General features: G+C 48.3%; 7 protein-coding genes. 5 read left to right on the top strand and 2 right to left on the bottom strand.

Annotation, left to right across the window (positions count from 1 at the left end):
- Positions 1-112 precede the first annotated feature (112 nt).
- On the bottom strand, positions 113-1,456 hold the full coding sequence (locus M988_RS05440) for an APC family permease (protein ID WP_008814240.1): 1,344 nt from the start codon (positions 1,454-1,456) through the stop codon (positions 113-115).
- 8 nt (positions 1,457-1,464) lie between these two features.
- Complete coding sequence (locus M988_RS05445; RefSeq protein ID WP_061059723.1) at positions 1,465-2,367, bottom strand: acetamidase/formamidase family protein; 903 nt, start codon at positions 2,365-2,367, stop codon at positions 1,465-1,467.
- A 573-nt stretch (positions 2,368-2,940) separates the two neighbouring features.
- Between M988_RS05445 and M988_RS05450 the strand changes: the two genes are divergently transcribed.
- From M988_RS05450 to M988_RS05470, 5 genes are all read left to right on the top strand, one after another.
- Complete coding sequence (locus tag M988_RS05450) at positions 2,941-4,518, top strand: MFS transporter (protein ID WP_064573198.1); 1,578 nt, start codon at positions 2,941-2,943, stop codon at positions 4,516-4,518.
- A gap of 62 nt (positions 4,519-4,580) precedes the next feature.
- Positions 4,581-5,720 (top strand): beta-galactosidase BglB, encoded by a 1,140-nt coding sequence (gene bglB, locus M988_RS05455; protein WP_064573200.1) that lies wholly within the window; start codon positions 4,581-4,583, stop codon positions 5,718-5,720.
- Positions 5,721-5,945: 225 nt separating this feature from the next.
- A complete protein-coding gene (adk, locus tag M988_RS05460; RefSeq protein WP_004091785.1) occupies positions 5,946-6,590 on the top strand; it encodes an adenylate kinase in 645 nt (214 codons plus the stop codon).
- A gap of 141 nt (positions 6,591-6,731) precedes the next feature.
- Positions 6,732-7,706, top strand: coding sequence for a ferrochelatase (hemH, locus tag M988_RS05465; RefSeq protein WP_008814236.1), 975 nt, complete (start codon positions 6,732-6,734; stop codon positions 7,704-7,706).
- 102 nt (positions 7,707-7,808) lie between these two features.
- Complete coding sequence (locus M988_RS05470) at positions 7,809-9,110, top strand: inosine/guanosine kinase (RefSeq protein ID WP_008814235.1); 1,302 nt, start codon at positions 7,809-7,811, stop codon at positions 9,108-9,110.
- Positions 9,111-9,276: the final 166 nt, after the last annotated feature.

Below are 9,276 nucleotides of genomic sequence, written 5' to 3' on the forward strand. Positions count from 1 at the left end.
ACTAGCCCCGTGTATCTCGATCTCTTAAACGATCAGCATTAGGCCGATTGGTCGCTTTTTAGGTAGTTATCTCAATTAGGTAGTTATTTCAATGATGTTTAAACGCTCGGTTTTACCCCTCGAGCTCCAGCTCTACGCTACGTTTAAGCACTACGCGCAGCACTAAATAATACACAATGCCGATAACCAGCCAGCTTAGACCGAGCACTTTTGCTTCAATGTCCATTTCATAAATCACGAAGCCAATAATCAGTAAACCTACCACGGGAAGCAGCAGATGCCGCACCCATTGGGTTGATTTCTGGCGGATGATGTAGTGGTTTATTACCGATAAATGAAGAATGAAGAACCCGACCAGCGCACCGAAATTCACCAGACGGCTAAGGTTGTCGATGCTGCCGTTGAAGTATAAGCCAGATATTAGTGAAATCACGGCGACCAGCAGCGTACTCACGTAGGGCGTTTTGAAGCGTGGATGCACTTTCGCCAATATTCTAGGCAGTTTGCGGTCGCGCGCCATGGCAAACAAAATACGAGAAATTGCCGCCTGTGCCACCAGCGCATTGGCGATCCCCCACGATAGTGCCGTTGCCCAAATTGTGGCCTGCTTGAGCCATGTGCCGCCCGCCAGATTTGCCGTGTCGTAGAAGGCAGTATCTAAACTGTTAAACGTGCTGCCCGAGGCCAAATCAGCGGCAATCCAGGTTTGCAGAATAAACAGCCCACCAACCAGCAACAGTGCGCCAAGCGAAGCCATACCGACCGCATCGGCTCCCCCTTTGCTCTCCTCCGAAAGGGTGGAGATCCCATCGAAGCCAAGAAACGACAGCACGGCGATGGATACCGCGCCCATCACGAGCGGTAGGCTGAATTTATCAGCGTTGTACAAAGGCGCTAGCGTTAGCCGACCGGCTCCTTCTCCTCCGTACAGTGCTACCAGTCCCACTACAATAAAAATAGCGAGAATAATGATTTCTGCGATCAGGATATAGCGGTTAGCTTTGGCGGTGAATTGAATGCCGACCAGATTAATCATGCTATTAATGACAATAAAGGCGACGATCCAGACCCACGCAGGGATCCCCGGCAAAATCGGGCCGAGCGCAGCGGCGCTAACGATGTAGAGCAGCGATGGCACCAAAATGTAATCTAGCAGAATAAGCCAACCGGCAAAGAATCCGACGGTTTCATGGATGCCTCGTTGCGCATACGCATATACAGAACCCGACACGGGAAAGGCTTTTGACATTGACCAGTAGCTCATGGCGGTGAAGAACATCGCTAACATGCCAATCAAATAGGCCAGTGCTACCATCCCCTGTGACCCTTCCCACACGTAGCCAAAAACGCCAAAAGGTGCGATAGGAACCATGAAAATCATGCCGTAAATAATCAGATCTTTCAGCGTCAGCGTTCGGTGAAGTTCTTGTTTATAGCCAAATTGTTCTACAGACATGGTTCCCCCTATTCCAGCGTCAGCTTCAGTTGGTTGGCAACTGCGCGGGGCAGGGCGAAACGACAGGTTTTTAATGGATCAACCACCTGACAGATCTGGAGATCGCCGGTAATGCTTAGCAGGTTAATTGCGTCGGCCAGCGAGATGTGGGTATGTTCAGCGACAAAGTGTGCCATATTGCGGGTGGCAATCTGTGCCGCTTCATCTAACGTTGCGGCGGAGGCCAGCGTGTATAGGGCATCAGCGGTGCTCATCATTGGTGTAGGCAACGGATGACCTTTAATCACGCTCAGATTGACCACCACTTCGCCAGGCACTTCTAACCCACAGACCGAGACTTCGCCATCGCCCATGGCGGCATGTAAATCACCGAGGGCGAATAATGCCCCTTCTACGTTCACCGGCAGCCACAGCGTGCAGCCTTCGGTGATGATTTTACAGTCCATATTGCCACCGTGTGCATCGGGCGTGCCGCACGATATTTCATCTCCAGAGGGAGCCACGCCAATCACCCCAATCATCGGTTTTAACGGCCAGCGAACGCCTCCGGGTAGGTGCGCATAGCCGTCCTCAATGGGTACGGTACGGATCTGTGGCTGTACCAGTTCATCGCCGATAACGCCAAGCCCCGGTGCTGTGACCATCACGGCCTGTTGGCTGTGCAGGATGATGCTTTTTATCTCTACGCGCAGCACATCGCCGGGCTGGGCGTTTTCCACGAAGATTGGACCCGTTGCAGGGTTAATATGCTTCCAATCCAGTTCATTAAATACGGCTTGTTCAGAGGTTATCTGGTCGCTGAAACAGTCGCAGGTTTCAAAACAAACGTCGCTGCCGCTTGGTACGTGAGCGACTGGTAGGTTATGACGCGACATAGCGTAAATAACCTGTGTCCGAAGTATTTTTTCCATGATGATTCCCTGTTGTGATTGCATGATTTTTTATTATTAGTGACGGCGAGTAACGTCTCGGAGTGGTGCTAATAAGGTGCTACATAATTCAATTAATCATACCTACCTCAGCACGAGCAAGCGCTAACAAGCGGCCCTTTCGGGGCGTCAAAATATCCCTAATTAGAATGTGCTTTTGTTGCGTCAATTGATGGCGGTTTTCTTTGGCGTTGGCGTGTAAAGAGCGAATAAGCATGATGTAAATCACAAAAAATCAGGACGAAATGAAATTCGTTATTTTTAGTTTTTTCTTAATGAATCGCCTAATACATGGGTGTTTTGCAAAGGTGATTCCATTTTTAAACATGGGATTTGATAAAAACAAAACATCGTTTTATAAAAATGGAGAGATTGATCGGTAGCGTCTTTATATTTTTGCCATTGACGGTCCATCGGTGGCAAACGTTCAAAGGTTTTCAATCGGTCATAAATCTACTTTAGACCCATAGGGAGGGTTTTCTGAGCCTGATGTTTTTCGTTTTAGAGAAATGTTTCTCGGATCGCCCATAAAAGAAACTACGGGGAATGAGAGTAATGACGATGCCATTGCAAAACAGACGCAAAATTGGGCTAATGAATTATTTAGCCTACGGTTCTGGGGACTTTCTCGGAGCAGGTACCACGGCTTTGACAGCAGCGTGGTTACTCTATTTCTACACCACGTTTTGTGGACTTAGCCCAATCGAAGCAACATTTATTTTTGCGATGGCGCGTGTTTTAGACGCTGTCGTCAGTCCTTTGATGGGATTTTTAACCGATAATTTCGGCTCTACGCGTTTAGGCCGGCGTTTCGGGCGGCGTAAATTTTTTATTCTGCTCGGTATCCCTCTGGTGTTCAGTTACAGCCTGATGTGGATTGGCGAGATGCATTATTGGTATTACCTGCTGACCTACCTGTTCTTTGATGTTGTTTATTCAATGATTTTGGTGCCGTATGAAACATTAGTGCCTGAAATGACGGATGATTTTAAACAGAAAACCAAATTTTCTGGCGCACGTATTTCAATGGCTCAGCTCTCTGCTATTTTGGCGGCATTTTTACCCGGTTTTCTATTGAAATATTTGGGAAAAGACAACGCTATCTCCTTTTTCTATGCAAGCTTGGTGTTTTCGATCATCTGCGCAGTGGTTTTAACGCTAGTGTATTTTTTCACGTGGGAACGGCCAAGGGAAGATATGTCGGAGGCCCAGCTAAAAGCCGAGCGGGAGAAGCAGCAACTCACTTTGCTACAAAGCCTGAAGCGCTTGAATGTTGAATTAACTTCAACATTGAGAATTCGTATTTTCCGTCAGCATCTGGGGATGTATCTCGGGGGGTATATTGCTCAGGACGTCTTTAATGCGGTGTTTACCTATTATGTGGTCTTTGTGTTGATGCAAAGTGCGACAGTGGCCTCGAGTCTCATGGGAACAATGGCGATTATGCAATTTATTGCTGTGATTGGCATGATTCCGTTGTGTATCAAGTTTGGGCCTGCACCTTCTTATCGTTTAGTCGTGGTGTTGTTTGGACTCAGTGCGTTGTCTTATGGCGTTTTGTATTACGCAGGAATGAATGATGCCATGTCTCTATTGCTACTGATCTCTGCAGTTGCAGGGCTGGGACGTGGTGGCATTAACTACGTCCCTTGGAATACTTATACCTATATTGCCGATGTGGATGAGGTGATCACGGGTCAACGCCGCGAAGGTATTTTTGCGGGGATTATGACACTAACACGCAAAGCCTCTCAGGCTTGTGCTGTGATGTTGGTCGGGATTGTGATGGAGTTTTCCGGTTTTGTCTCCGGCCAAAGTGTTCAGGCTCCGGCGGTAAGCCATACCATTTTGATGATTTTGAGTGTGGGCACCGTTTGCGTATTGTGCATCGGTTTTTATATCTCCCTGCGCTTCAAACTCAACCTGCATACGCACAGCATTCTGCGTGAGGAAACCGTCAAGATGCGCGATGCAGGCCATATTGTTCCTGAACAAATCACGCCTGAGGCAAAAGCGACCGTCGAAATGCTGGCAGGAATGCCTTACGAGTCTCTATGGGGGAATAACAACATTGGTTATCTCAATCGAGATAAACCGGCCCCTAAGCCTCTGCATATTTTAAAGAATGTATGAGTGATGTACCACTCTGTCCTGAATGCGAAACATTTTTGAATTAATGAATGAAGGGAGTTTTCATGCTCGTATATCCGGTAAAACATAGCCCGCTTTTACATCAGCCAGAACGCTTTATAGCGCGTAGTGAGCTTAAAAACTTGATCTGCAAAATGACCGATAATCTGATTAATATCAGCGATGAAACCGGAGAGTTTTTACTGCGACTAGATGATGGCCGTGTTATCGATACTAAGGGTTGGGCTGGCTGGGAATGGACTCACGGCATCGGTTTGTATGGTATTTATCAATATTATCAGCAGACTGGCGACCAACAGATGCGAGCTATCATTGATGATTGGTTTAGCGCGCGCTTTGCCGAGGGTACACCAACCAAAAATGTGAATACGGTCTGTCCTTTCCTCACGCTGGCGTATCGCTATGAAGAAACGCGTGATCCGCGTTGGCTGCCTTATCTAGAACGTTGGGCCGAGTGGGTGATGTATGAAATGCCTCGTACCGAGCGTGGGGGAATGCAGCACGTTACGTTGGCAGAAGAAAATCACCAACAGCTCTGGGACGATACGCTAATGATGAGCGTGTTGCCGCTAGCGAAGATCGGGAAATTGCTGAATAAACCCGAATATATTGAAGAGGCGAAATATCAGTTTTTAGTGCATACCCAGCATCTGATGGAGCGTGAGACAGGTTTGTGGTTTCATGGCTGGACGTTCGAAGGTCATCATAACTTTGCTAAAGCACGTTGGGCTCGCGGCAATAGCTGGTTGACGATGGTCATTCCTGAGTTTATCGACTTGCTCGATTTGCCTGAACATGATGCCACCCGACGTTTCTTGATTCAGGTACTTGAAAGCCAAGTGGTCGCGTTAGCGAAATGCCAAGATCAAAGTGGCTTGTGGCACACGTTACTCGATGATCCAAACTCGTACGTTGAGTCATCCGCCACCGCAGGTTTTGCATACGGCATTCTTAAAGCGGTACGGAAGCGCTACATCGGTGCTGAATACGCGGCGGTGGCTGAGAAAGCGGTTAAAGGCGTGATAAAAAATATTAACGCAGAGGGAGAGCTGACCAATGTTTCGTTCGGTACGGCGATGGGGCGTGATTATGACTATTATCGCCAAATTCCGCTGACCTCGATGCCATATGGTCAGGCGATGGCTATCTTGTGTCTGTCCGAGTACATGCGGGTTTATTTATAAAACAGCATAGTGACAGCTTGCGACGTATTGGCACGATACCTCGCCAATTTATTTAAGGCATAAGGCTAAATACGGGCGAAGGTGAGATAAAAATCACCGTCGCCCGTTTTATTATGCGAGTTTCACGTTTCAGCAGTACCCCGATTCCTTGAGGTAGCGGTCACAAAAATGGTAAGGTTTAGCGTTTTTGAATTTTATAAAAAATAATTTAAGAGGATTTACGCGATGCGTATCATTCTGCTTGGCGCTCCTGGCGCGGGTAAAGGCACTCAGGCACAGTTCATCATGGAGAAATACGGCATTCCGCAAATCTCTACGGGTGACATGCTACGTGCAGCAGTGAAAGCCGGTACCGAATTAGGCAAAAAAGCAAAAGAAATCATGGACGCTGGCATGCTGGTGACCGATGAGCTGGTTATTGCTCTGGTTAAAGAGCGCATCACTCAAGAAGATTGCCGCAACGGTTTCCTGCTGGATGGTTTCCCACGTACGATCCCTCAAGCTGACGCAATGAAAGAAGCCGGTATCAGCGTAGATTTCGTATTGGAATTCGATGTTCCTGACGAACTGATCGTTGAGCGTATCATCGGTCGCCGCGTGCATCAGGGCTCTGGCCGTGTTTATCACATCAAATTCAACCCACCTAAGGTTGAAGGTAAAGACGACGTGACTGGCGAAGAGCTGGTAACCCGTAAAGACGACCAAGAAGAAACCGTGCGTAAACGTCTGGTTGAATATCATCAGCAGACCGCACCACTGATTGGTTACTACAGCGCCGAAGCGGCGAAAGGTAACACCAAGTACGTCAAATTAGACGGTACTCAGTCTGTTGCCGCTGTGCGTGCAGAACTGGAAACGATTCTGGGTTAATTTAGCCTCGAATAACACAGGCGGCTGATGGCCGCCTTTTTTATATCTATAATTTATCAGTCTGTTACCGATGAGAGTAATAGATTGGGTTATGCGTTAACTTGGTTACAATAATCTATCTCCATTGAACTGAGGCCTGCAATGAAGCAAGAAAAATTCGGCGTACTATTAGTTAACTTGGGCACGCCAGAGGCCCCAACGTCATCTGCGGTAAAGCGTTATTTGGCTGAGTTTCTTAGCGATAAGCGCGTCGTGGATGTTTCCCGCCTGATTTGGTGGCCGATTTTGAACGGCGTTATTCTGCCGATCCGCTCCCCACGCGTGGCTAAACTCTATCAATCTGTATGGATGGAAGAGGGCTCTCCGCTGATGGTCTATAGCCGCCGCCAGCAGGCCGCATTACAGGCTCGTTTGCCGAATATTCCTGTAGAACTGGGGATGAGCTATGGTCAGCCCGCATTAAAAAATGCGATTGATAAACTTCATGATGCAGGCGTCGATCGTATTATCCTGCTGCCGTTGTACCCGCAGTATTCGTGTTCGACCAACGCCGCGGTATTTGATGGCGTAGCCCGACACTTTGCAAGTATGCGTCGCATACCGTCGCTGAATTTTATTCGCGACTATGCTGAACATCCCGCTTACATCGCCGCATTGTGTAGCAGCATTCGTGCTAGTTTTGCTCAGCACGGTCAACCTGATATGTTGCTGTTTTCCTTCCATGGCATTCCGCAACGTTATGCCGATCAGGGCGATGACTATCCACAGCGCTGCCGAGCGACTACGCAAGCGGTGGCTCATACGCTAGGACTAGACGCTGAGCGTTACATGATGACGTATCAGTCGCGCTTCGGTCGTGAGCCGTGGCTAACGCCGTTTACGGATAAAACAATTGAGCAGCTGCCGGCAAAAGGGATAAAGCATATTCAGGTGATTTGCCCTGGTTTTTCTGCTGATTGTCTGGAAACGCTGGAAGAGATTAAGGTACAAAATAAAGAATTCTTCATTGAAGCGGGAGGAGAGACGTTTGAATACATTCCTGCGCTAAATGACGATGCTTTGCATATTGAACTGTTTTATCAGTTAGTCATGGAACAAATAGGGCGTTCAGCCTGATATTCTGCGATGAAATTTTGCGTCAGAGCTTCTGGCTCTGACGATTAAGCAAGTGATGTGTTAGAATTCTCGGCTTCCTTTTCACAACCACTGACGACACTGATGAAATTCCCTGGCCAACGCAAATCTAAACACTATTTCCCCGTAAATGCGCGCGATCCGTTACTACATGCAACGCAGAAAAGCGAAATTGATACCTCCTATGTGGTCGGTATCGACCAAACGCTGGTGGATATTGAAGCGAAAGTCAGCGACGAATTTATTACTCGTTACCGCCTAAGTCAGGGGCATTCCTTGGTGATCGAAGACGACGTTGCCGAAGCCCTGTATCAAGAGCTAACCGATAACAAGCTTATCACCCACGAGTTTGCCGGCGGCACGATTGGCAACACGATGCACAATTACTCTGTGCTAGCCGATGACCGTTCGATTTTGCTTGGCGTAATGTGTAGTAACGTGAAAATTGGCAGCTATGCCTATCGTTATCTGTGTAATACCTCAAGTCGTACCGATCTTAACTACCTGCAAGGGGTTGATGGTGCGATTGGTCGCTGCTTCACTCTCATCAGCGAAAATGGCGAACGTACGTTTGCCATCAGCCCTGGGATGATGAATCAACTGCGCCCGGAAAGCATTCCTGAGGATGTTATCGCAGGCGCATCAGCGCTGGTGCTTACCGCCTATTTGGTGCGCTGCAAACCGGGTGAGCCGATGCGTGAAGCCACCATGAAAGCCATTGAATATGCTAAAAAGCACAATGTGCCGGTGGTTCTGACATTAGGCACCAAGTTTGTGATCGCCGACGATCCACAGTGGTGGCGCGATTTCTTGCGCGATAACGTGACGATCGTCGCCATGAATGAAGAAGAGGCTGAAGCTTTAACCGGACTCAACGACCCACTGGCGGCGTCTGATAAAGCGCTTGAGTGGGTCGATTTAGTATTATGCACCGCTGGGCCGGTCGGTTTATATATGGCAGGTTATACCGAAGAAGATGGGAAACGCAAAACCCAGCATCCGCTGCTGCCAGGGGTTATTCCTGAATTTAACCTGTACGAATTCAGCCGCCCAATGCGTAAAGTATCCTGTGAAGTTCCGTTTAAAATCTACTCTCATATTGCGCCTTATATGGGGGGGCCAGAGAAGATTATGAACACCAACGGTGCAGGCGACGGCGCATTGGCTGCGCTGTTGCACGATATTGCGGCTAACGGTTTCCACCGCACCAATGTGCCGAACTCCAGCAAACACCAGCGTACTTATCTCACTTATTCTTCATTGGCTCAGGTGTGTAAATATGCCAACCGGGTCAGCTATCAAGTGCTAAACCAGCATTCTCCACGCCTAACACGCGGCCTGCCAGAAAGAGAAGATAGTTTAGAAGAGTCGTATTGGGAGAGATAAGAGATGGGGGCGGATAACCTAGCTATGTAGGATTCGCCTTTGTGGGAGCAGTGACAGATTTCGCCCGCCCGTTAGCATCAATTTTTCCATGACGCAGTTGGCGTAGGCGTCCGACGAGAGGTTGCCAGCGCGCAACCTCTCGACTCTCGCGCTTTTTATCCGAGAC

It is taken from the genome of Hafnia paralvei ATCC 29927 (assembly GCF_001655005.1).
In the GTDB taxonomy this organism is placed as follows: Bacteria; Pseudomonadota; Gammaproteobacteria; order Enterobacterales; family Enterobacteriaceae; genus Hafnia; species Hafnia paralvei.